This is a genomic window from Oleispirillum naphthae, from assembly GCA_027864655.1.
In the GTDB taxonomy this organism is placed as follows: domain Bacteria; phylum Pseudomonadota; class Alphaproteobacteria; order Rhodospirillales; family Rhodospirillaceae; genus Oleispirillum; species Oleispirillum naphthae.
On sequence record JAQAZG010000015.1, the window covers coordinates 1 to 23,098 of the forward strand.

Below are 23,098 nucleotides of genomic sequence, written 5' to 3' on the forward strand. Positions count from 1 at the left end.
ACGCAGATGCCGAAGTTGAGCGCCGCCTTCTTCTCCACCTCGGAGCGGCCCTCGCCCTCCTGCACCATCTTCACCATGGCGAGGCCGATCGGCATCATCAGCGCGGCGCAGGCGGTGTTGGACATCCACGCCGAAAGGAAGGCGGTGGAGAACAGGAAGCCGAGCAGCAGCATCTTCGGGTTGGTGCCGCAGATCTTCAGCGTCCACAGCGAGAAGCGCCGGTGCAGGCCCCACAGTTCCATCGCGTGCGCGATGGTGAAGCCGCCGAAGAACAGCCAGATGGTGTCCTGCGCATAGTTGGGCGCGATCTGGCCCGCGGAGATCACCCCGAACACCGGGAACAGGACCAGCGGCAGCAGCGCGGTGAAGGCGATCGGAATCGCCTCGGTCATCCACCAGATCGCCATCAGCAGGCTGATGCCGATGGTCTTCCAGGCCGGAACGCTCAAGCCCGGAGGCGGAGCCGTGAACAAGGTGTAAAGCAGAACCGCCACACCCAAACACAAACCAATGATTTCCTTCTTGCGGTCGGCGGTATACCCGGCATCCGCCGGGGCGGCCGCGCTGGACGAAGTCGTCATGTTTTCCCCCAACAAAAATTGCACCGACGGGTCCGCCGCGTGGTCATATCCCGCACGGCACGGAGGACCCCGTCACATGACGTGATTACCAGAAAGCGCAGAGTTGACAAGTCATTTAACGGTAAGCTCTTTTAGGCAATAAAGTATATACGGCATAAATATTGACGTTCTTGCGCACATACCCTTGATGGACCTGGGATTTTTTGAAGTCAATATAAGAAAAAGAAAATTATTGCCGCGATGATATAAAGGTTTAGAAACATTCTATCTAGACTAATATACTGTTTTTTAACGAAAAAATATAATGACATGGATAGAAAACGACGAATTGTTCCTTGCCGTCGTTCTCTTTGATGGCGAAGTCATGCGTAAATAAAGGCAAAAAATACCGGATTGTGCGGATCTGTGGCGAAGGCCGCGCACGGCCGCGGTTCGGCTGCCGAAACGCCATGACTTCCGGCCGCCGCCACCGCCGCCGCACCAGTGTGGCCGCACATGGAAAACCCCGCCCGGATCGCTCCGGGCGGGGTTGGGAAGGTTGTGCCGCCGGGCGGGGAGGCCTCAGTCCGGCACCTTGGGCCGCGCCAGGAACTTGGCGCGATGGTCGTCGGCGAGGAAGGTGTAGATCACCGGCAGCACGAACAGGGTGAACAGCGTGCCCACCGACAGCCCGCAGGCGATGATGATGCCGATGGCGAAGCGGCTCTCCGCGCCCGCGCCGGTGGCGAAGGTCAGCGGCAGCACGCCCGCCACCATCGCCGCGGTGGTCATCAGGATCGGCCGCAGCCGCAGCGACGCGGCGTGCGCCACCGCCTCGGCCTTGGACTTGCCGCCCTCCTGCTCCACCTTGGCGACCTCGCAGATGAGGATGCCGTGCTTGGTGATCAGGCCGATCAGGGTGACCAGGCCGATCTCGGAATAGATGTTGAGGGTGGTCATCCCCAGGACGATCGGCGTCATCGCGCCGACGATCGACAGCGGCACCGAGGTCATGATCACCAGCGGGTCGCGCACGCTTTCGTACTGCGCGGCGAGCACCAGGAAGATCACGATCAGCGCGAAGACGAAGGTGGCGACCAGCGCGCTGCCTTCCTGCTTGTACTGCCGCGACTGCCCGGCGTAGTCGAAGTAGAAGCCCTTGGGCAGCACCTCGGCGGAGATCTTGTCGAGGAACTGCACCGCCGTGCCCAGCGAGACGCCGGGCATCGGCACCGCATTCAGGGTGAAGGCGTTGAGCTGGTTGAACTGGTTGAGCTGCTGCGGCTGCGGCGTCACCTCCGCCGAGACGACGCTGGACAGCGGCACCACGCCGCCCGAACGCGTCGGCACGTAGGCCCGGTCGATCAGGCCGGGGTCGAGACGGTAGGCGCGCGGCGCCTGCGGGATCACCTTGTAGCTCTTGTTCATGATGTCGGTGCGGTTGACGTAGCCGTCGGCATAAAGCGCCGACAGCGTCGTGCCGATGTCCTTCATCGTCACGCCGTAGGCGCCCGCCTTGTCGCGGTCCACGGTGACGGCAAGCTCCGGACGGTTGAACTTCAGGTCGAAGTCGTAGAACACGAAGAGGCCGGAGGCCTTGACCTGCTTTTCCACGTCCTGCATCACGCCGTAGAGGGTGCGGTAGTCCGAGGTGGTGGTCACCGCGTACTGCACCGGCATGCCGTCGGTGCCGGGCAGCGGCGGCAGCTGGAAGGCCGACATCTTGAGGCCGGGGATGCGGTTGAGCTTCGCCTGCATGTCGTTCTGGATCTGCGTGGCGTTGCGCGAGCGCTCGCTCCACGGCTTCAGCACCAGGCCGCCGATGCCCTTGTAGGTGGCGTCCATGCCGGTGACGAAGAAGAACATCTGCTTCTCCGGCAGCTCGTCGATCAGCCGCGTCGTCTCCGGCGCGTAGGAGACCATGTAATCGACGTTGGCCGAGGCCGGGCCGGTGACGTCGGCGATGACGAAGCCCTTGTCCTCGGTGGGCGCAAGCTCGCTGGCGCTGAAGCGGAAGAACAGGGGCAGCGACAGCAGCACCATCGCCGCCAGCACCAGGGTGCTGGCGGGCGTGGCGAGCGATTTCGCCAGCGTGCGCTCGTAGGCCGCGGCAAGGCGGCCGAAGGAGGCGTCCACCAGCTTCACCAGGCGTTCCTCGCCGGTCTGCGGCTTGAGGATCTTCGAGCACATCATCGGCGACAGGGTGAGCGCGACGACGCCCGAGACCATCACCGCGGAGGCCAGGGTCAGCGCGAACTCCAGGAACAGCGCGCCGGTGAGGCCGCCGAGGAAGGCGATCGGCGCGTACACCGCGGCCAGGGTGATGGTCATGGTGATCACCGGCCCGGCGATCTCGCGGGTGCCGAGAATCGCCGCGTCGAACGGGGTGTGGCCCTCCTCGATGTGGCGGTGGACGTTTTCCACCACCACGATCGCGTCGTCCACCACCAGGCCGATGGCGAGAACGAAGGCGAGCAGCGTCATCAGGTTGAGGGTGAAGCCGAGCGCCAGCATGACGATGCCGACGCCGATCAGCGACAGCGGAATGGTGACGATGGGGATGATCACCGAGCGGAACGACGCCATGAACATCAGGATCACCAGGATCACGATGATCGCCGCCTCGGCGAGGGTCTTGATCACCTCCTGGATCGACTCCTGGATGAAACGCGTGGAGTCGTAGTTGACGTTCATCTTGATCGCGGGCGGCAGGTTGGCCCGCACGTCGGGCAGCACCTTGTAGATGCCCTGCACCACGTCCAGCGAGTTGGAATCCGGCGTGCCGTCGATGGCGACGAACAGCGCCTGCTCGCCGTTGGCGATGACGCGGGTGTTGGTGCTCTCCGCCCCCAGCGTCACCTTGGCGATGTCCTTGAGGCGCACCGGCCCGGCATCGGTGGTGCGGATCACCAGGTTCTCGAAGGCGGGCACGTCGCCCACCGTGGTGCCCGCCTTGATGTCGATGGCGTCGTAGTAGCCCTTCAGCGCGCCGGCGGCGGCCTGGTAGTTGTTGGCGGTGAGCGCCGCGGTGACCTCGGCGGCGGTCATGCCGCGCTGCGCCATCGCCTCGGGGTCGAGCCACACCCGCATCGCGAAGGTCTGCGCGCCCAGAAGCGTCACCGAGGCGACGCCCGGCACGGTGGCGAGCTTGGGGCGCACCACGCGGTCCACATAATCGGTGATCTGCGGACCGGCGAGCTCCGGGCTGGTGAAGGAGAGGTACATCAGCGCGGTGCCGCGGCCCGCCTGCTTGACGATCACCGGCTCTTCGGACTCCGCCGGAAGCTCCGACTTCACCGCCGAGACCTGGCTCATCACCTCGGTCATCGCGGTGTTGGGGTTGAAGTTGAGGCGCACCCGCGCGGTCACCACGCTGGTGCCGCCGCGGCTGGTGGAGGTGATGTAGTCGATGCCGTCGGCCTTGGCCACCGCCTTCTGGATCGGGTCGGTGACGAAACCCTGGATCAGCGCCGCGTCCGCCCCCGAATAGGTGGTGGTCACGGTGATCACCGTGGTGTCGATCTTGGGGTACTGGCGCACCTGCATGCCGGTGAGGGCCTTGAGACCCAAAAGCAGGATCAGCAGGCTGACCACCGATGCGAGGACCGGCCGCTTGATGAAGATATCGGTGAAACGCATGTGCGGGCGTCCTCAGTCCAGGCCGACGTCGGGCTTGGATCGCAGAACCGTCTTTTCCGCAACCTTCACCTTCGAACCGTTGGAGAGGCGCACCGCGCCGGAGGAGACGATCTCCTCCCCGGCCTTCACGCCGCCCTCGATCTGCGCCAGATTGTCGTGGCGGTCGATCACCTTCACCACCACCTGGTGGGCGCGCGGCTCGCCCTTGTCGTCCGGGCGCACCACGTAGATGAAATCGCCGTAGAGCGAATAGCTCACCGCGGTCTGCGGCACCACCAGGCGGTTCTCCTCCACCGGCAGCACGGCGCGCACCTTGGCGTACATGCCCGGCCGCAGCAGCCCGTCGGCATTGGGGAAGGACGCCTGCACCGCGATCAGGCCGCTCGCCTGGTCCACCTTCGGCTCGATGGCGGAAAGCCGCCCGCTGAAGGTGCGCTCCGGATAGGCATCGACGGTGATCTCCACCGCCTGCCCCACCGAGATCTGCGGCAGGTACTTCTGCGACACCGAGAAGTCCATCAACATCGCCGAAAGGTCCTGCAGCGTCGTCACCTGGGCGCCCGCGGTGACGTACTGGCCGATGTCGAGGCGGTTGATGCCGAGAACGCCGGCGAACGGCGCCTTGATGTCCTTTTTCTCTATGGTGCGTTCGAGGCGGCTGACCTCCGCCTCGGACATCGAGAGGTTGGCCTCCGCCTCGTCCAGCTTCGCCTGCGAGGCGGCGTCGGTGCGCCGCAGGCTGCGGTAGCGCTCGGCGGTGAGCTTGCTGAGGCGCACCTGGGCGCGCGCCGATTGCAGCTGCGCGCGCTCCACATCCGTATCCAGCCGCGCGAGAGAGGTCCCCGCCGTCACCGCCTGGCCGGAGGTGAAGCCGATGGCGACGACGCGGCCCGCCACCTCGGCGGCCACGTCCACGCCGTTCACCGCTTCCAGCCGTCCGGTGGCGGGGATCGCCCGCGCCCAGGAGCGGGCCTCCACCTTCACCACATCGACGGAGACCACGGGCTCGGGGCGGTTCTTCAGGTAGGCGTTGACCGCGCGCTCCTTGAACATCGCAAACCCGAACAACCCCGCCAGCGCCACGGCCACACCGGACACCACCACGACACCGCGCTTCATGACCCCTCCGTCGCAACTGCGATACCCAAACCCCGGCCCGCGCGCGGGCACAGAACTCCTCACATAAGACGCCGCATGGCGCCGCGCCAGACCGGAGGAGGCGGCAGTTTCTCCGGAGTCGCGGAAAAACACAACCTAGTTATGTGAATTTTTTGCAAGGCCGCGCCAGGCGTCGAGCGCCGCCGCCCGCGCCGCGCCGTGCTCCACCATCGGCGGCGGTCCCGCAACCGCGCCCCAGCGCGCCCGGTAGGCCCCCTCGGGGTCGAACTTCTGCGCCTGGAGGACCGGGTTGAAGATGCGGAAATAGGGCGCGGCGTCTGCGCCGGAGCCCGCCACCCACTGCCAGCCGAAGGGGTCGAGCGCCGGGTCGGCGTCCACCAGGGCATCGTCGAACCAGGCGAGCCCGGCGCGCCAGTCGCAGCGCAGGTGCTTGACCAGGAAGGAGGCGGCGACCATGCGCCCGCGGTTGTGCATCCAGCCGGTGGCCCACAGCTCGCGCATCGCCGCGTCCACCAGGGGGTAGCCGGTCTCTCCCCGCGTCCAGCGGGCGAACGCCGCCGCGTCCTCGACCCAGGGGAAGGCGTCGAAGCCGGGTTTGATGTTCTCGCACGCCATCTGCGGGTGCGCGGCGAGCACGTGGTGGGCGAACTCCCGCCAGGCGAGTTGCCGCAGGAAGGCCCAGCCGCCGGGTTGCGCCGCCGGGTCGGCGTCCATCGCCGCGCGCACCCGCCGCCACACCCGGTGGGGGGAGAGGTGGCCCCAGCGCAGGTGCGGCGACAGCCGCGAGGTGGCGGAAAGGTCCGGGCGGTCGCGGCCGCGCGCGTAGGCCGCCAGCCCCTCCGCCACGAAATCCTCCAGGCGGCGCTCCGCCGCCGCCTCCCCCACCTTCCAGCGGGCGGCGAGCTTGTCCCCCCAGGGGTGGTCCGGCAGCAGGCCGAGGTCATCCAACGCCAGGCCCTGCGGCCCCGGCGCGAAGCGCGGCTCCGCCGCCGCCGGGGCGGACAGCCACGCCTCCTCCCGCGCCGCAAAGGCGCGCCAGAACGGCGTGAACACCGCGTACGGCGTGCCCGCGCCGCTGCGCAGGGAGGCCGGGTCGTGCAGCAGCGCGCCCGCGTGCAGCACCAGGCGCACGCCATGCGCGGCGAGAACCCGGCGGGCTTCCTCCTGCGCCGCGCGCTCCGCCGGGATGCGCGCGGCATGGGCGTGCACCGCATCCGCCCCGGCCGCGGCGGCGATCTCCGCCAGCGCCGCGCCCGCCTCGCCGCGCGCCAGGACCAGCCGCCCGCCGCGCGCCGCGATGTCGGCGGCGAGCGCCGCCAGCCCATGGTGCAGCCACCACTTCGCCGCGCCGCCGAGGCCGGCGAACCCCGCATCCAGCACGAACGCGGGCGCCGCCCGCCCCGCCGCCGCCAGGGCGGCATGGCCGGACAGGCGCAAGTCGTCGCGGAACCACACCACTGCCGTCATCGCGCCTTCTCCTCGTCTCTTCGGGCATGTGGGGCCATCCCGAGTCGGCGGCAAGGGGCCGGAACGGCGGCCGCGGCGCGGCGCGGCGGAGGTAAAAATGTTATAAGATTACATGCATAACGCTATTGCGTAACAAAACTGTTGACCCGCCGCCGCCGCCGAGACTACACAGATGCCGTTTTCTGGGGGAGGGCGCGCGCCACCGGCGGGGAGCGGGCGGCGCGAGACCCTCGAGCAAGCAAGAGGGGCTGTTTTCTATGCACATCATGGAAGGTTTCCTGCCCGCGGCGCACTGCGTGGGCTGGGCCGCGGCGTCCGCGCCGGTGGTCGCCTACGGCGCCTGGCGGGTCAAGAAGATCGTCGAGGAGCACCCCAACGCCAAGCTGCTGCTGGCCTCCAGCGGCGCTTTCGCCTTCGTGCTCTCGGCGCTCAAGATGCCTTCGGTCACCGGAAGCTGCTCGCATCCCACCGGCACCGGCCTCGGCGCGGTGCTGTTCGGCCCGTCGGTGATGGCGGTGATGGGCACCATCGTTCTTCTCTTCCAGGCGCTGCTGCTCGCCCACGGCGGGCTGACCACGCTGGGGGCCAACGTCTTCTCCATGGGCATCGTCGGGCCCTTCGTCTCCTACGGCATCTACAAGGCGGTGCGCGGCGCGGGCGGCAGCCTTCAGGCCGCGGTGTTCCTCGCCGCGACGCTCGGCGACTTCGCCACCTATTGCACCACCGCCCTCCAGCTTGCGCTCGCCTTCCCCGATCCGGCGGGCGGCATCGCCGGTTCGGCGGCCAAGTTCCTCGGCATCTTCGCGATGACCCAGGTGCCGCTCGCCATCGCCGAGGGCCTGCTCACCGTCGTGGTGATGAACCTGCTGACCCGCTACAGCGAAGGCGAACTCAAGAGCCTCAACGTGATCAACCAGGGAGCCTCGGCATGAATCTCCTGCGCAACAACACCTTCCTGATCGCCCTGGTGGCGCTGATCGTGGTGGTGCCGCTCGCCCTGCCGATCGCGGAATCCATGGACGAGCCCTTCGGCGGCTCCGACGACAAGGCGGAGGGCGTGATCGCCGAGGTCGCCCCCGACTACAAGCCCTGGTTCTCCTCGATCTGGGAGCCGCCGAGCGGCGAGATCGAGAGCCTGCTGTTCGCCCTGCAGGCCTCTCTCGGCACCGGCATTCTCGCCTACTACATCGGCCTGCGCCGCGGCATGGCCAGGGGCGCGAAAAAGGACTGATCCTTTCCTCCTCGTGGCTCCGCCCCGGTCCCGCCGGGGCGGTTTTTTCGCCCGGACGCCGGATAGACCTTGCGCGCCGCCGCGGGAAACCGGAAAAAGTGCCATGCATCTGATCGACCGCATCGCCCATACCAGCCGCTGGTCGCGGCGCCCGACGACGGAGAAGCTTCTGCTCTGCCTCGGCGGGCTCGCCGTCTGCCTCGCCGGGCCTGCGCCGTTTTCCGGCGTGCTCGCCTTCGCCGCCGCCTGCGCCCTGGCGCTCGCCGCGGCGCGCCTGCCCGCGCGGGCGTTCTTCGGCGTGCTCGCCCTGCCGCTCGGCTTTCTCGCCGCCAGCCTGCCGATGCTGATGATCTCCGTGGGGTTCGCGCCCGGCGTCACAGTCTCCTGGCGGCCGGACCAGGCCCCGGTCGCCGCCGCGCTGTTCGCCCGCGCCGCCGGGGCCACCGCGTGGCTCGCGCTCCTCATCCTCACCACCCCGGCGCACGCGATGATCCCGCAGCTCAGGCGCATCGGCGTGCCCGCCTTCCTGGTCGAGATCATGCTGCTCACCTACCGCCTGATCTTCGTCTTCGCCGAGACCGCCGCCGCCGGATACCACGCCCAGGCGGCGCGCCTCGGCCATGCCGGGTGGCGGCGCGCCGTGCATTCCCTCGGCGAGCTGGCCGCCGCCCTGTTCGCCCGCGCGATGACCCGCGCCCGCAGGATGGAGACCGGGCTCGCCGCGCGCGGCTTCGAGGGCGACCTGCCGGTGCTGCCGGAAGACGACGCCCCCGCCGCGGCGGCGCGCCTGGCCCTGATCGCCGCGGGACTTCTTCTCCTTCTTGCATGCGGTTTCGCCGCGGAGCGCCTGATCCATGTCTGAGCCGATCCTCGAAGCGCGCGGCCTCTCCTACGATTATCCCGGCGGCATCGCCGCGCTTTCCGGCCTCGACCTCACCGTCGCGCGCGGCCGCAGGCTCGCCATCCTCGGCCCCAACGGCGCGGGCAAGACCACCCTGCTGCTGCACTTGAACGGCACGCTGCGGCCCAAGGCGGGCGAGGTGCGGCTCGACGGCGCCGCCGCGGGCTACACCCGGGCCGCCCTGCGCGCCTGGCGCGCCGCGGTGGGCCTGGTGTTGCAGGAGGCGGACGACCAGCTGTTCTCCGCCAGCGTGCGCCAGGACATCTCCTTCGGCCCGCTCAACCTCGGCCTTTCCGAGGAGGAGGCGCGCGCCCGGGTTTCCGAGGCGATCGCCGCGATGCGGCTTTCCCACGTCGTCGAGCGGCCCACCCACATGCTGAGCTTCGGCCAGAAGAAGCGCGTCGCCATCGCCGGGATCGTGGCGATGCGCCCGAGCGTCATCGTCCTCGACGAGCCCACCGCCGGGCTCGACCCTTCCGGCGAGCGCCACCTGCTCTACGCGCTCGCCGACCTGCACGCCGCGGGCACCACCCTGGTGTTCTCCACCCACGACATCGACTTCGCCTGGGCGTGGGCCGACGACGTGGCGCTGTTCCAGGAAGGCAAGGTGGTGCGCCAGGGCACGGCGGAGGAAATTCTGCTGGATGCGGCGCTGCTGAAGCCGCTCGGCCTCGCGCCCCCCCTGATCGCCGAGGTGGCGCGCCGCCTGCCGGGGTATGCGCCGGGCGCGCCCTTGCCGCGCGACCGCGCCGCGCTTCTCGCCCGGCTGAACGGGGAGGAAGCGCGATGAACTTCGACGACTTCAAGGAACCCGGCCGGTTCAAGGGCTACGGCCGCGGCGCCGTGGTGCTGGCCGCGGTCGGCATTCTCGCCGTCATCGCATCGCGCTTTTCGCCCGACCCGGGCGTTCTGGTCGAGCCGGGCAAGCCCGCGCCGGCGGACACCGCGCCGGGCTGCGCCGCGGCGGCGAGCGTGCCCGGTCCCGCCGCCTTCGCCTCCGCCCCCGACCCGCGCGGCATCGCCGTCCGCCACGTGTTCGACCGTCTGGTGGAGTACGACCGCCGCAGCGGCCGCATCGTGCCCGGCCTCGCCACCCGTTGGGAGGTTTCGGACGAAGGCACCACCTACACCTTCATCCTGCGCCACGGCGTCGCCTTCCACGCCGCGCCGGGGTTCTCGCCGAGGCGCTATTTCGACGCGCGCGACGTGCTCCACACCTTCGGCGCGCTGATGAAGGAAAACCGGAACCGCACCGACACCGACTACGCCAGGGCGGGCATGGGCGATCTGCTGGAAATGGTGTCGAAGACCGAGACCGACCGCGTGGTGTTCCATCTCTCGGTGGCCTACCCCAGGTTCCTCGCCAACCTCAGCATGGATTTCGCCTCGATCCGCTCCGCCGAATACGCCGACGCCATGGAGGCGGCGGGCACGCCGCAGCGCATCGCCGCGCACCCGGTGGGCACCGGCCCCCTGGTGGTGGCGGAGACCGGCAAGCGCGGCGTGCTCTACGCCGCCAACCCGCGCTACTGGGGCGACGTGGTGCCGGGCAAGGTGGATGCGCCCACGCCCAGGCAGGTGGTGCCGCCGTCGATCTACGGCATCGACTGAGCCGCGACCATGCGGTCGGCGGCCTGGCCCTGGTGGTTCACATGGGCGCGGGTCAGGCGCTCGGCCTGGGGGCTGTCGCCGTCGCGGATCGCCGTGACGATCGCCTCGTGCTCGCCGTAGGACGCCTCGATCCGCCCCGCCGAATAGAACTGCAACCGCCGCCAGGGTTTGAGCAGGCGGCGCACCGCGAGCGTCTGCTCGATCAGGATGTCGTTGCGGCAGCCTTCCAGGATCAGGCGGTGGAAGATCATGTCCGCCGCGTCGTAGCGCAGGTAGTCCCCGGCGGAGGCGGGCGCGCGGCAGCGCCGGTGCGCGTCGTGCAGGGCGAGGCGTTCCTCCGCGGTCATCCGCAGCGCCGCGTAATAGGCGCACAGCCCTTCCAGCCCCGCCAGAGCCTCGAAGCGCTGCGTCATCACCTCTTCCGACACCCCGGCGACCACCGCGCCGCGCCGCGGGCGCAGCTCCACCAGGCCGCACACCGCAAGGCGGTTGAGCGCCTCGCGCACCGGCGTGCGCGAGGTGCCGAAGCGCGCCGCCAGGCTGCCCTCGTCGAGGTGCAGCCCGGGCGCAAGGTCTCCGAGAACGATCTCCCGCTCCAGGGCGGCGCTGACGTGATCGGCAAGCGACATGGCTAGTCTTTCTTCTCCTGCTTCGGCTTCGGCTTTTCCTGCGGCGGCTGCGGGCGCGGCGCGATCATCGCCATCACCCGCGCCATCGCGCCCGCCCAGTCGCCCTGGCGCGGCTGCCGCGCGAGGCGCAGCGAGGCGTACCAGGGGGTGGCGGCGCCGTCGGCGCCCCAGCGCCAGTCCACCGCCTGCGGCATCGCCACGATGGTGGGCAGGCCGAGGCTGCCCGCGAGGTGCGCCGTGCCGGTATCCACCGCCACCAGAAGGTCGAGGTGGCGCAGGTGCGCCGCGGTGTCGAGAAAGTCCGCAAGCCGCCCCGAAAGATCGGTGAGCAGCGCGCCGAGGCCGCTCTTCCCGAGATCGGCGGCGCGCTCCCCCACCTGTAGGGCGTAGAGATCCACCCCCGGATGGGCGAACAGCGGCAGAAAGGTCTTGGGCTCGGTGGAGCGGTTGCGGTCGTTGCGGTGCCCCGGGCTGCCCGCCCACACCAGGCCCACCCGCTTGCGCCCGCCGCGCGGCGGAAACGCCGCGGCGGCGGCGGTCACCATTTCCTCCGGCAGCGCGAAGGAGAGCGGCGGCGGCAGGGTTTCGGGCCGCGCGGCAAGCGCCAGCGGCAGGCTGCCCACCGGGATCGCCAGGTCGTGGTCCGGTATCGGCGCATCCTCGGAGACGATCTCCACCGCGGACAGCGCCGGGGCCAGAGCGAACAGGCGCAGCAGCGGCTTGCGCAGGCGCAAGAGGATGCGCCCGCCGTCCGGCTCGATCAGCGGGATGAAGCGGGCAAACTGGATGACGTCGCCCATGCCCTGCTCGCCGAGGATGAGGAGGGTGCGCCCGGCCAGCGCCTCGCCGCCCCAGCGCGGTTTGTCGGAAGGCGGCGGGGGCACGCCGGGAAGCCGCCAGCGCGCCTCGTAATCGGCGAAACCCTGCGCCCAGTCGCCGAGTTGCAGGCGCATCAGGGAATAATCCCAGCGGTACTGCGCGTTGCCGGGGTCCGCCGCGACGATCGGGCCGAGCAGCGCCGCGGCCTCCTCCACCCGGTTCATGTCGCGCAGCAGCAGGGAATAGTTGTAGCGGGTGCCGGGGCTGTCGCCCTTGGCGCGGGCCTGCTTGAAGGCGGCCTCCGCCTGGGCGAAGCGGCCGCCGTCGCGCAGCGCGTTGCCGAGGTTCGACCACGCCGATTCGGCATCGCCGCCGGGCAGCGCGATGCCGCGGGCGAAGGCCGCCTCCGCCGCATCCCAGCGGCGCAGGCGGCGCAGCGCCACGCCGAGGTTGTTCCACCCCTGGGCATGGCCCGGCGCGGCGCGCAGCAGGCGCTGCAGCGCCGCCGCCGCCTCGGCGTTGCGCCCGGCGGAAAGCGCCGCCGTCGCGTCGTCCCACAGCTTCTGCATCTCCGGCGGCAACTTGCTCACGGCACGTCCTCCCGTGGCGCGCCGTCCGCCCACTCCGGCTGGGCGCGCTTTTCATCGCGGCGCGCGCGGCCGCGGCAGGCCTCCTCGGCGCGCGCCAGGTTCTTCTCCACGATCGCCGCGGGGCGCGCCTGGCCGTTGACCTGGTACGCCCCGAGCGCGGCGCGGAAGGCATCCGCCGCCGCCTGGAAGTTCTCCGCATCGTCGCGGCGCTTCGCCAGCAGGAACAGCGCGGAGCCGAGGGTGTTCTGCGTCGCCGCCCAGAGCAGCGGCGCGGACTCCTCGGTGCGCACCTCGAGCGCGGCGCGCGACAGCTCCACCGCGCGCTCCAGCGCCGGAACGCTGGCGAGCAGGTTGCCGTAGACCTGTAGCGCCTGGGCGAGGGCGGAAACGATGTCCGCCCACTTCTGCGGGAATTCGGCCCGCGTGTAGACCTGGATCGCCGCCTGGTAGTGCGCCAGCGCCGCCTTGAAGTGCGCCTCGTCGCCGGAGGCGAGCGCCTGGCGGTAGGCGATGAGGCCGAGGCGTTCGTTCAACAGCGCCCAGTCCCAGGGCCGTTCCTCCCGCCGCACCCCTTCCAGCGCCAGGCGCAGGCCGTCGGCGGGGCCGTCCCACGGCGTGGCGGGCGGCGGGGGCGCCGCGCCGCCGCGCTCGGCATGGGCGCACTCCAGGAGCGCGCGGCCGATGAACACGTCGGCCCAGTCGTGGCGCGCGGTGCGCGGCAGGCGGCGCGCCGCCTCGTCGAAGGTCTTGGCGGCGAGCGCCCAGAGGTCCTCCGGCACTTCCGGGCCGCCCGCGGCGAGCGCCGCGGCGCAGCCCCAGGCGACCATCGCCGCCGCCTGCTCCGCCGCGGCGAGGCCCGCGACCGCGCGCTTCAGCCCCTCGGCGGCGGCGAGCACGTCGTCGGCGAGGCAGGCGAAGATCTCCGCGTCGCGGCGGCCGCCCTCGGCCAGCGCCGCGGCCACCGTCATCGCGCGGATCAGCGCGGGCAGCGGCTCCACCATCGCCTCCATCGGCACGAACACCCCGCCCACCGGCGGCACCCGCCCGAGGCGCAGTTCGTGCGGCGCGGCGGCCGCGGCGACGCGCACCTCCAGCAGATGGCCGATGGTCTCGTAGCGGCCCCACACCAGCACGTCGCCGCCGCGCGACGCCAGCAGCGCCGCCGCGGCCTGCGCGGCGGCGAGGCGCGCCGCCTCCGGATCGGTGACGCCCTCGGGCCAGGCCACCGCCTCGTCGAGGCGGCGCACCAGCGCGCCGGGGATGAGTTGCAGGGTGGCGGACAGGGTTTCGAGCAGGGCCGCGGCCTCCGGCGGCGCATCGGAGAAACGCGCGATCAGCACCTTGAGCGGCCCTTGCGGCGGCGGCGGCTCCGCCGCCTCGCCCTTGTTCCGCCCGAACAGCCGGGTGAGCAGCCCGGCCTTCGCCGGGGCGTCGCGGCGGGCATCCTCCGCCGCATCGGCGGGCGCGGGGTCCGGCGCGGACGCGGGGGGATCGGGCTCCGCAGTCACCGCCTGCGGCAGGGCGTCCGGCGGCGCGGCGCGGGCCAGGCGCTCGTCGGCGGCGCGCAGGCGCTCCACCAGTTTCAGCATCACCCGGTAGGCGAGATCCGGCTCCTTCTGCAGCCGGTCGAGAAAATCGCGGCGCGGCACCACGGCGGCGGAAACCGCGCCCTCGGCCACCGCCGTGGCGGTGCGCCCGACGCCGTCGAGAATGCCCATCTCGCCGAACATTTCGTCCTTGCCCAGCGTCGCCAGCACCACGCCGCCGCCCGCGCCGGACTTGACCAGGCGCACCCGCCCCTTGCGCACGACGAACACCGCGAGGCTGGCATCCCCCTCGCGGAAGATCACCTCGCCGTCCCGATACTGCCGCGTCGTGTCCTTCACCGTACCGCCCTCGCCGCCACGCCCCTCCGATTCAACGGATGCGCCGCGAAAACGCAAGCCATATCACGCCGCTGCATGCACTTTCGGAAAAACCGTCAGGAATGCTTCCTGGCCTTGGCGTCCATTTCCACCTTGGCGCCGCCGGGGTAGACCACCGCCACCTTGCCGCGGAAGGTCGCCTTGATGTACTTGTCGCCCGCCGCGTCGATGCCGAGCTCGATGGTCATCGAGCCGTTCTCCACCGCGCGCGCCGCCTCCGTGCCCTCGATGTCGTAGGCCTTCGCCAGGCTGCCGACCAGGGTGTTGATCTCGTCGTGCATCTCGCCTTCGGTACTCACGCTCTACCCTCCGCGCGCAAATGGTGCCTCACGCCGCCACCGCGACGTTGTCGATCAGCCGCGTCCGCCCCAGGCGCGCCGCAGCCAGCAACCGGCCCGGCCGCCCGGTGGTCTCCATCGGCGCGAGGCCGTCCGCCGCGCGCAGCTCCAGATAATCGATGGCGGCGAACCCGGCCGAAAGGATCGCCTGCCGCCCCGCCGCCAGCGCGTCCGCCACCGCCATGCCGCCTTCGATCGCGGCGGCGGCATCCTTGAGCGCACGGTAGAGCGCCGGGGCTGCGGCGCGTTCCTCCGCCGACAGATAGGCATTGCGCGACGACATCGCCAGACCGTCTTCCTCGCGCACCGTGGGCACGCCGAGGACGGTCACCGGAATGTCGAGGTCGCGCACCAGGCGGCGGATCACCTGCAACTGCTGATAGTCCTTCTCGCCGAAGGCCGCGACATCGGGCGTCACCTGCAACAGAAGCTTGCCCACCACCGTCGCCACCCCGGCGAAGTGGCCGGGACGCGACGCGCCGCACAGCCCCTCGGAAACCCCGGAAACCGAGATCGCGGTGGAAAAGCCGCGGGGATACATCTCCTCCACCGTCGGCACGAAGGCGAGCGCCGCGCCCGCCGAGGCGAGCTTCGCGCGGTCTTCCTCCTCGCGGCGGGGATAGGCGGCGAGGTCCTCGCTCGGGCCGAACTGCGTGGGGTTGACGAAGATCGACACCACCACCCTGTTCACCACCTTCTGCGCCGCGCGCACCAGCGAGAGATGCCCCTCGTGCAGCGCCCCCATGGTCGGCACCAGGCCCACAGACTGCCCCTTGGCGCGCCAGTCGGCGATGCGCGCCCGCAGCTCGGCGACGCGGCGGACCGCCGGGGTCGGTGCGAGGTTTCCGTTCATCGGCGATCTCCTCGAATCGCGTTATCGCGGCTTGGCGCCGAAGCAGTGCTCCGGGCCCGGGAAGGTCCGCGCCTTCACCTCCGCCGCGTAGCGCGCCGCCGCGTCGGAAACCAGCGGCGCAAGCTCGGCGAAGCGCTTCACGAACTTCGGCTGGAACTCGGTGAACATCCCCAGGATGTCGTCGATCACCAGCACCTGGCCGTCGCAGGCGGGCGACGCGCCGATGCCGATCACCGGCACCGCCAGTTCCTCGGCGATGCGCCGCGCCAGCGGCTCCTGCGTGCCTTCCAGCACCACGGAGAACGCCCCGGCATCCGCCACCGCGTGGGCGTCGGCGAGAATCTTGCCCGCCTCGCCCTCGCTTTTGCCGCGCGCGCGGAAGCCGCCGAAGGCGTGCACCGACTGCGGCGTCAGCCCGACGTGCGCCATCACCGGAATGCCGCGCTCCACCAGGAAGCGGACGGTCGCCGCCATTTCCTCGCCGCCTTCCAGCTTCACCGCCGCGCAGCCGGTTTCCATCATCAGGCGCGCCGCGTTGCGGAAGGCCTGCTCCGGGCTTTCCTGATAGCTGCCGAACGGCAGGTCCACCACCACGCAGGCCCGCGCCGAACCGCGCATCACCGCCTGGCCGTGCGCGATCATCATCTCCAGGGTCACGCCGATCGTCGTCGGCAGACCGTACACCACCATGCCCAGGGAATCGCCGACCAGCAGCAGGTCCACGTGCGGGTCGAGAAGCCGCGCCATCGGCGCGGTGTATGCGGTGAGACACACCACCGGCTCCGCCCCCTTGCGGGCGCGGATATCCCGCGTCGTCACCGGCCTTGCCGCGATTGCAACGCTCATCAGGTTCGCCCTCCTGTGGTCGCCGCCGCCCGCTTTTGCCCAAATCCGCCCGGGCGGCCGCACTTCCCTCTTCGCGGGGAAGCCGCCTTCTTATCGCTTTTTGCACGGCAATGAAAGGGAAACCGCCAATTTCTCAGGCACGCGGCGGCTCGTCGTCGTCGAAGAGGATGCGGTGCGCCGCCCCCTCCAGGTCGTCGAACTGCCCGCTCCTCAGCGCCCACAGAAACGCCGCGAGGCCGCACCCGCCGAGAAACAGCGCCAACGGTATCAGCAGCAACAGGCTCGTCATCGGCTCCGCCCCTTCGCCAGACGCATCGCATTGACCATCACCACAAGAGAAGATGTGGACATCGCCGCCGCGGCGATCAACGGCGTCACCAGCCCCGCCATCGCCAACGGCACGGTGACCAGGTTGTAGCCGACGGCGAAGGCGAAGTTGAGCCGCACCAGCCGCCCGGCGCGCCGCGCCACGCCGATCGCCTCCGCCACCGGGGAAAGCCGCCCGCCCTGGAACACCACGTCCGCCGCGGTCTGCGCCAGGTCCGCCGCCGACGCCGGGGAGAGCGAAACCTCCGCCGCGGCGAGCGCGGGCGCATCGTTCAGCCCGTCGCCGACCATCGCCACATGCCGCCCTTCCGCCCGCAGCGCGGCCAGCCGCGCCACCTTGTCCGCCGGGCGGCACGCGGCCCGCCAGTCGGAAATCCCCGCCTGCCGCGCCGCGCCTTCCACCGCCGCTTCGCGGTCGCCGGAGAGGATGGACACCGCAATCCCCATCGCCCGCAGCGCCGCCACCGCCGCCGCCGCATCCGGCCGCAGTTCCTGGGTGAAGGCGAAGCGCACCGGCGCGGCGGCTTCATCCGCGCGCCACCACAGCTCCGGCCCCTCGGCGGGCGGCGGCTCCCCCGCGCCCCCGGCGAAGGCATGGCGCCCCAGCCGCGCCGCGCCCGCGGCCAGGCCCTCGCCCGGCGCTTCGCGCACATCTTCGCGCGGCCGCGTCACCCCCGCGGCGGCGGCCAAGGCGCGGGCGAGCGGGTGGCGGCTGCCCGCCGCAAGCTCCGCCGCCGCCGCGAGGTCGGCCTCCGTCCAATCCCCCGGCGCGAGCTGCGGCGTGCCGGTGGTGAGCGTGCCGGTCTTGTCGAACACCACGGTGTCCACCCGCTCCAGGCGCTCCAGCGCGGTGCCGGACTTCACCAGGATGCCGCCCTTGAACAGCCGCCCCGAGGCGATCACCTGCACCGCCGGAACCGCCAGCGCCAAAGCGCACGGACAGGTGACGATGAGCACGCTGATCGCGGTGAGCAGGGACTCCTGCCAGCCCGCGCCCATCGCCCAGAACCACCAGAGAAAGGCGGCCAGCGCCAGGGCATGCACCACCGGCGCATAGAGCCGCGCCGCGCGGTCCGCCAGGGCCACCGCCTTGGCGCGGCCCTGCTCCGCCGCCTCCATCAGGCGGACGATCTCCGCCAGCAGCGTCGCCTCCCCCGCCGCGGTGACGCGGATGCGCAACGGCCCGCTGAGGTTGAGCGTGCCCGCATGCACCGCGCTGCCTTCCGCCACCGCCACCGGCGTGGTCTCGCCGCTGATCGCCTGGGCGTCCACATCCGAACGCCCGCTCTCCACCACGCCGTCGATGCCGATGCGGTCCCCCGGCGCAACGCGCGCCACCTCCCCCGCCGCCACCCGCTCCGGCGGCAGGGTCACCAGGCCGCCGTCCGGGCGCTCCACCGTCACCGCCACGGCGGAGAGGGTCAGCAGGTTCTCCGCCCCCGCGCGCGCCCGGCCGCGCGCCAACGCATCGAGATAGCGACCGATCAGCAGGAAGAACAACAGCGCGCAGGCGGAATCGAAATAGGCGTGCACGCCGGAGGCCGCGGTCTCCCACAGCGACATCCCCGCCGCCAGCGCCACGGCAAGAACGATCGGCACGTCCATGTTCATCCGCCCGTGGCGCAGCGCGCCCCACGCGCCGCCGAGGAACGGACGGATCGCATAGGCGATGGCGGGAAGCGCGATGAGAGCGGAAATCCAGTGCAGGAAATCCCGCGTCGCCGGGCCCATGTCGCTGCCCGACCACACCGCGACGGAGAGCAGCATCACGTTCGCCGCGGCGAACCCCGCCACCGCCATGGCGCGCAGCAGCGCCCTCTGCCGCGTCTGCGCCGCCCCCTGCAAACACGACGGGTCGAACGGCAGCAGCCGGTAGCCCACCTCCCGCACCGGGCGGGTGATCTCCGCCGCCAGATCCGGCCCGCCGCGCCACACCAGGCGCAGCCGCCGCGTCGTCATGTTCAGCCGCGCCGAAACCACCGCCGGGTGGCGCTTCAACAGCGTCTCGACCAGCCACACGCACGCCGCGCAGTGCAGCCCGTCCACCACCACATGCAACGCCGAAGTCCCCGCCTCCGGACCGGGGCGCACCTCCGGCGAAAGGTCGAGCTCCGCCGCGTCCTCCGGTTTCAACGGACGCACGTTGGGGTCGGTCACCCGCCGCTCGTAATACGCATCCAGCCCCAGACCGTGCAGCAGGTCGAACGCCGCCCGGCACCCGGCGCAGCAGAACTCCGAACCCCCGAGAGAGTCCGGCGGCACCGGCAGGCCACAGTGACGGCAAACGGGCTCGGCCATGCGTGTCTCCAGAAAACCAAAACTTTGCGAGGGGACTCGGTCCCCTCGCGCACCCCCTAACTTTTTTCGCCGCGCAGCGGCAGGCAATATGCGACGGCAACCAACGCAAATCTTATGGCGCTTTGCGCGAAAACCAAAACTTACGGGGTCCGGGGCCCGCGGCCCCGGCGGGTGTGGGCAGAGCCCACGTAATCCTATGGAATCTGCACGCGTTCGCGCAGGCGGAAGGGGGGCGTGCCGGGGCGGGTGGCGGTCAGGCGGGCCTCCCACTGGCCCTTGAGCGGCAGGGAGGATTCCGCCGCGTAGCGGCCGTTGCCGGTGGGCGCGAGGGCGATCTCGTGGTCGAAGCCCTTGACCGTCGGGCGTTGCAGGCGCACCGCGACGGCGAGGCCGGAGACCGGGCCGCCTTTCGCGTCGGTCATGGTGAGCCGCCAGCGCACGGTGCGGCTGTCGTCGATTTCGATGCGGGTGGCGGCGACGCCGAAGTCGGCTTTCCAGCCGAGCGCCGCCTGCGCCTTATCGGCGGCGATTTCGGCGTTGTAGGCGTTGCCTTTTTCGAAGGCGTGCTCCACCGACAGGCCGGAGAAGGTGGAGGTGGCGGCGAGCAGCATGATCATGTTGACGCCGATCACCACGACGAATCCGAGGACGAAGATCCAGGGGTACCACCAGCCGTCGGGGCGACGCCGGGCCATCGCCGCGCTCACTTCGCCGGAGCCGCGAACAGGCTTTCCTGCGTCATGAAGGCGCCGCCGGAAAGACCGGTGAAGACGAAGTCCACGTCGGTGCGTCCGCCGACCTTGGCGCCCTTGGGCACGGTGACGTAGACGCGGAAGACGCCCACCGCGTCGCCGGGGACCGGCAGCTTGACGCTGTCCACCGGCTCGTCGGTATAGCCGATGACGGTAAGCTGCGCGCCGTCGAGACCGGCCAGGGTGAGCTGGTAGTCCTGCGGCTTGCGCTGCATGTTGAGGATCTTGACGGTATAGCCGTTGCGGATCGAGCCGTCGGAGAGGCGCACGTAGAGCGGGCTGCGCTCGTGCAGGATGTTCACCGTCTGGCGGGCGCGGGTGGTGAGCACGGCGGCCAGGCCGATCATCACCGCGAGCAGGATCGCCGCGTAGATCGCGGTGCGCGGGCGCACCAGGCGCAGGCGCGTCGGCAGGCCCTTGGCGCGCGCCACCTGGTTGGTGACGGAATCGTAGGAGATGAGGTTGCCCGGGCGGCCGATCTTTTCCATCACGCCGTTGCAGGCGTCGATGCAGAGAGCGCAGCCGATGCAGGCGAGCTGGGAACCGTTGCGGATGTCGATGCCGGTGGGGCAGACCTGCACGCACAGGCCGCAGTCGATGCAGTCGCCGCGGCCTGCGAAGTCGCCGTCCTTGGGGGCCTTGCCGCGCGGTTCGCCGCGCCACGCCTCGTAGGTGACGATCAGCGAGTCCTCGTCGAACATCGCCGACTGGAAGCGCGGCCACGGGCACATGTAGATGCACACCTGCTCGCGCGCGTAGCCCGCGAAGAGGAAGGTGGAGGCGGTGAACACCACCCACATCGACAGCATCCAGACGCTGGTGCGGCCGTGGAAGAGATCGGCGGTGGACTGGACCGCATCGGAGAAATAGATCAGCCAGGTCCAACTGGTGAGGAGCGCGATGACGAGCCAGACGGCGTTCTTGAGGAGCTTCCTGCGCAGCTTGGCGGCGGAGAGCGGCTGGGCGTCGAACTTGATGCGGGCGTTGCGGTCGCCTTCGATGGCGCGCTCCACCGCGACGAAGATGTCGGTGAACACCGTCTGGATGCAGGTGAAGCCGCACCACACCCGGCCGAACAGGGCGGTGGCGAAGAACAGGCCGATCGCGCCGAGCACCAGCAGCCCGGTGAGGTAGTAGACCTCCTGCGGCCAGATCTCGATGCCGAAGAAGTAGCCGCGGCGGCCCGACATATCCAGCAGGATCGCCTGGTCGGCGGCCCCCGGCCCGCGGTGCCAGCGAATCCACGGCGCGACGAAGTAGAGCGTCAGCAGCACCGCGTTGACGCGGTTTTTCAGGACACGGAAACGCCCGGAGGCGGCGCGCGGATAGACCTTGCGCGATGCGGCGAACAGCGACCGGCCCTGGGAGGAAACCGTCATGCGCCTACTGCCCGCCGCCGAGGGCGTGGACGTAGACCGCCACCTGCTTGATGTCCACGTCCGAGAGGCGGCCCGCCCAGGCGGGCATCACGCCGTGCTTCGGGTTGGTCACCTGCGCCATGATGTCGGCGCGGGCGCCGCCGTAGAGCCAGATCTGGTTGTTCAAGGGCGGCGCGCCGGTATCCTTCACCGCCTGGCCTTTGTCGCCATGGCAGACCGCGCAGTTGTCGGCGAACACCTTGGCCCCGTCCGCCGGGCCGGGCCTGCCGTCGGCGAGCGCCAGCACGAAGTCGGCCACCGATGCGATCTCGGCGCGGGTGAGGATGGCGTCGCGGCCGAAGGCGGGCATTTCCGCGATGCGGGTGTCCGCGTCCTCGGAGCGGATGCCGTGCAGGATGGTCCGGCGGATTTCCGCAAGCGTGCCGCCCCAGATCCATTCGTCGTCCACCAGGGCGGGGTAGCCCTTGGCCCCCGCGCCGCCGACCATGTGGCAGGCCGCGCAGTTTTCCTTGAAGATCACCTCGCCGCCGCGCATCGCGTATTGCCGCAGCTCCGGACTGGCGGCGATCTCCTCCACCGAGGCGGACTGCATCGGGGTGAGCCACTTGCCGCGCGCCACCGCCACCTCGGCGAGCCGTTCGCGCCCCGCCTCGCGCGCGCTGAACCCGGCGAGGCCGTGGAAGAAGCTCTTCGCGCCCGGCACCGAGGGCATCACCAGGGCGTAGCCCACCGCCCAGACGATGCACACCATGAACACGATCACCCACCAGCGCGGCAGCGGGTTGTTGAACTCGGCGATGCCGTCCCACTCGTGACCCATGGTCTTCGGGCCCTTGGGCGGGGTTTCCGGAGTTTCCGGGGTCGCGGTCCGATCCTTGTCGTCGTCCACCATCCTTGCCCCCTACCCCTTCTTGTCCGCCGGCGGGTCGTCGTTGAGCGGGATCATCGCCGCCGCGTCGAAGCGCGCGCGGTTGCGCGGCCAGTAGGCCCACACCACCGCGGCGACGAACAGGCCCATCAGCCACAGTCCCCAGATCGACCGGAAGAAGCTTACGACTTCGTGCATCGCGCCCTCCCTACCTGTCCGCCGCGGCGGGGTCGAAGGTGGTGAAGTCCACCATCCGCCCCAGCACTTGCAGATAGGCGATCACCGCGTCCATTTCGGTCAGGCGGCCCGGCTTGCCGTCGAAGTCGCCCACCGCCGCCTTGGGGTAGCGTTTCAACAGGGCGTCCACCTCCGCCTCCGGCGTCGCCTGCGCCGCGATGTCGGACCGCGCCGCGGCGATCATCCCGTCGGTGTAGGGGTCGCCGAGGAACTTCAGGGTCTTCAGGTGCTCGGCGATGTCGTCCACCTTCAAGGGGGTTTCCGCGAGGTGCGGATACCCCGGCATCACCGAGCCCGGCACCACCGAGCGCGGGTCGATCAGGTGGCGGACGTGCCACTCGTTGGAATACTTGCCGCCGACGCGCGCGAGGTCCGGGCCGGTGCGCTTGGACCCCCACTGGAAGGGCCGGTCGTAGAGGCTCTCCGCCGCCAGCGAGTAATGGCCGTAGCGTTCCGCCTCGTCGCGGAAGGGGCGGATCATCTGGCTGTGGCAGAGGTAGCAGCCCTCGCGCACGTAGATGTTGCGCCCGGCCAGCTCCAGCGGCGAATAGGGGCGCACCCCCTGCACCTTCTCGATCGTCGATTCGATGGTGAACAGGGGCAGCACCTCGACGATGCCGCCGATCGAGACGGTGATGAAGATGCCGAGGATGAGGAACAGCAGGTTGCGTTCCAGCTTGGCGTGTTGCTTGAGGATGTTCATCCGCGC

The 23,098-nt window shown here is 70.5% G+C and carries 22 protein-coding genes; 5 read left to right on the forward strand and 17 right to left on the reverse strand.

Going from position 1 to position 23,098, the window contains the following annotated elements; translation table 11 throughout:
- The 4 genes from O7R11_RS13975 to O7R11_RS13990 all read right to left on the reverse strand — a co-directional run.
- Nucleotides 1-581 (reverse strand): SLC13 family permease (locus O7R11_RS13975; protein ID WP_337998151.1); only part of this gene is annotated, 581 nt, incomplete at its 3' end.
- A gap of 561 nt (nt 582-1,142) precedes the next feature.
- Nucleotides 1,143-4,199 carry an efflux RND transporter permease subunit gene (locus tag O7R11_RS13980; protein ID WP_337998152.1) on the reverse strand — a complete coding sequence of 1,019 codons (3,057 nt, stop codon included), beginning with the start codon at nt 4,197-4,199 and terminating at the stop codon, nt 1,143-1,145.
- A gap of 12 nt (nt 4,200-4,211) precedes the next feature.
- A complete protein-coding gene (locus tag O7R11_RS13985) occupies nt 4,212-5,318 on the reverse strand; it encodes an efflux RND transporter periplasmic adaptor subunit (protein ID WP_337998153.1) in 1,107 nt (368 codons plus the stop codon).
- Between the two features lie 135 nt (nt 5,319-5,453).
- Nucleotides 5,454-6,785, reverse strand: a complete 1,332-nt coding sequence (locus O7R11_RS13990) for a cryptochrome/photolyase family protein (protein WP_337998154.1) — start codon at nt 6,783-6,785, stop codon at nt 5,454-5,456.
- A gap of 257 nt (nt 6,786-7,042) precedes the next feature.
- Here O7R11_RS13990 and O7R11_RS13995 point away from each other — a divergent pair, with 257 nt between their 5' ends.
- The 5 genes from O7R11_RS13995 (at nt 7,043) to O7R11_RS14015 (ending at nt 10,528) form a co-directional block, all read left to right on the forward strand.
- Nucleotides 7,043-7,717, forward strand: coding sequence for an energy-coupling factor ABC transporter permease (locus O7R11_RS13995; protein ID WP_337998155.1), 675 nt, complete (start codon nt 7,043-7,045; stop codon nt 7,715-7,717).
- A complete protein-coding gene (locus tag O7R11_RS14000; protein WP_337998156.1) occupies nt 7,714-8,016 on the forward strand; it encodes an energy-coupling factor ABC transporter substrate-binding protein in 303 nt (100 codons plus the stop codon). The genes O7R11_RS13995 and O7R11_RS14000 overlap by 4 nt, the downstream gene beginning before the upstream one ends.
- Before the next feature lie 103 nt (nt 8,017-8,119).
- Nucleotides 8,120-8,878, forward strand: coding sequence for a cobalt ECF transporter T component CbiQ (cbiQ, locus tag O7R11_RS14005; RefSeq protein ID WP_337998157.1), 759 nt, complete (start codon nt 8,120-8,122; stop codon nt 8,876-8,878).
- The gene (locus tag O7R11_RS14010) at nt 8,871-9,707 is read left to right on the forward strand and encodes an energy-coupling factor ABC transporter ATP-binding protein (protein ID WP_337998158.1); all 837 of its coding nucleotides are present in this window, start codon (nt 8,871-8,873) and stop codon (nt 9,705-9,707) included. The genes cbiQ and O7R11_RS14010 overlap by 8 nt, the downstream gene beginning before the upstream one ends.
- Nucleotides 9,704-10,528, forward strand: coding sequence for an ABC transporter substrate-binding protein (locus tag O7R11_RS14015; protein WP_337998159.1), 825 nt, complete (start codon nt 9,704-9,706; stop codon nt 10,526-10,528). The genes O7R11_RS14010 and O7R11_RS14015 overlap by 4 nt, the downstream gene beginning before the upstream one ends.
- Here the strand turns inward: O7R11_RS14015 and O7R11_RS14020 are convergent.
- The 13 genes from O7R11_RS14020 to ccoO all read right to left on the reverse strand — a co-directional run bounded on the left by O7R11_RS14020 (nt 10,513) and on the right by ccoO (nt 23,092).
- Nucleotides 10,513-11,157, reverse strand: coding sequence for a GntR family transcriptional regulator (locus O7R11_RS14020; RefSeq protein ID WP_337998160.1), 645 nt, complete (start codon nt 11,155-11,157; stop codon nt 10,513-10,515). The two genes, O7R11_RS14015 and O7R11_RS14020, sit on opposite strands and share 16 nt — an antisense overlap.
- Before the next feature lie 2 nt (nt 11,158-11,159).
- Nucleotides 11,160-12,566 (reverse strand): tetratricopeptide repeat protein, encoded by a 1,407-nt coding sequence (locus O7R11_RS14025; RefSeq protein ID WP_337998161.1) that lies wholly within the window; start codon nt 12,564-12,566, stop codon nt 11,160-11,162.
- Nucleotides 12,563-14,452 (reverse strand): Crp/Fnr family transcriptional regulator, encoded by a 1,890-nt coding sequence (locus O7R11_RS14030; RefSeq protein WP_337998162.1) that lies wholly within the window; start codon nt 14,450-14,452, stop codon nt 12,563-12,565. The genes O7R11_RS14025 and O7R11_RS14030 overlap by 4 nt, the downstream gene beginning before the upstream one ends.
- A 95-nt stretch (nt 14,453-14,547) precedes the next feature.
- A complete protein-coding gene (locus O7R11_RS14035; protein WP_337998163.1) occupies nt 14,548-14,790 on the reverse strand; it encodes a hypothetical protein in 243 nt (80 codons plus the stop codon).
- 28 nt (nt 14,791-14,818) lie between these two features.
- Nucleotides 14,819-15,682 carry a pantoate--beta-alanine ligase gene (panC, locus tag O7R11_RS14040; protein WP_337998164.1) on the reverse strand — a complete coding sequence of 288 codons (864 nt, stop codon included), beginning with the start codon at nt 15,680-15,682 and terminating at the stop codon, nt 14,819-14,821.
- A gap of 21 nt (nt 15,683-15,703) precedes the next feature.
- On the reverse strand, nt 15,704-16,528 hold the full coding sequence (gene panB / locus O7R11_RS14045; RefSeq protein WP_337998165.1) for a 3-methyl-2-oxobutanoate hydroxymethyltransferase: 825 nt from the start codon (nt 16,526-16,528) through the stop codon (nt 15,704-15,706).
- 133 nt (nt 16,529-16,661) lie between these two features.
- Nucleotides 16,662-16,817 (reverse strand): cbb3-type cytochrome oxidase assembly protein CcoS, encoded by a 156-nt coding sequence (ccoS, locus tag O7R11_RS14050; protein ID WP_337998166.1) that lies wholly within the window; start codon nt 16,815-16,817, stop codon nt 16,662-16,664.
- A complete protein-coding gene (locus tag O7R11_RS14055; protein ID WP_337998167.1) occupies nt 16,814-19,153 on the reverse strand; it encodes a heavy metal translocating P-type ATPase metal-binding domain-containing protein in 2,340 nt (779 codons plus the stop codon). Before O7R11_RS14055 ends, ccoS begins: the two co-directional genes overlap by 4 nt.
- Before the next feature lie 194 nt (nt 19,154-19,347).
- Nucleotides 19,348-19,848 (reverse strand): FixH family protein, encoded by a 501-nt coding sequence (locus O7R11_RS14060; protein WP_337998168.1) that lies wholly within the window; start codon nt 19,846-19,848, stop codon nt 19,348-19,350.
- 8 nt (nt 19,849-19,856) lie between these two features.
- Nucleotides 19,857-21,284 carry a cytochrome c oxidase accessory protein CcoG gene (gene ccoG, locus O7R11_RS14065; RefSeq protein WP_337998169.1) on the reverse strand — a complete coding sequence of 476 codons (1,428 nt, stop codon included), beginning with the start codon at nt 21,282-21,284 and terminating at the stop codon, nt 19,857-19,859.
- Between the two features lie 4 nt (nt 21,285-21,288).
- A complete protein-coding gene (gene ccoP / locus O7R11_RS14070) occupies nt 21,289-22,176 on the reverse strand; it encodes a cytochrome-c oxidase, cbb3-type subunit III (RefSeq protein ID WP_337998170.1) in 888 nt (295 codons plus the stop codon).
- Nucleotides 22,177-22,185: 9 nt separating this feature from the next.
- Nucleotides 22,186-22,350 (reverse strand): cbb3-type cytochrome oxidase subunit 3, encoded by a 165-nt coding sequence (locus O7R11_RS14075; RefSeq protein ID WP_337998171.1) that lies wholly within the window; start codon nt 22,348-22,350, stop codon nt 22,186-22,188.
- 10 nt (nt 22,351-22,360) lie between these two features.
- Nucleotides 22,361-23,092, reverse strand: a complete 732-nt coding sequence (ccoO, locus tag O7R11_RS14080; protein ID WP_337998172.1) for a cytochrome-c oxidase, cbb3-type subunit II — start codon at nt 23,090-23,092, stop codon at nt 22,361-22,363.
- Between the last annotated feature and the right edge of the window lie 6 nt (nt 23,093-23,098).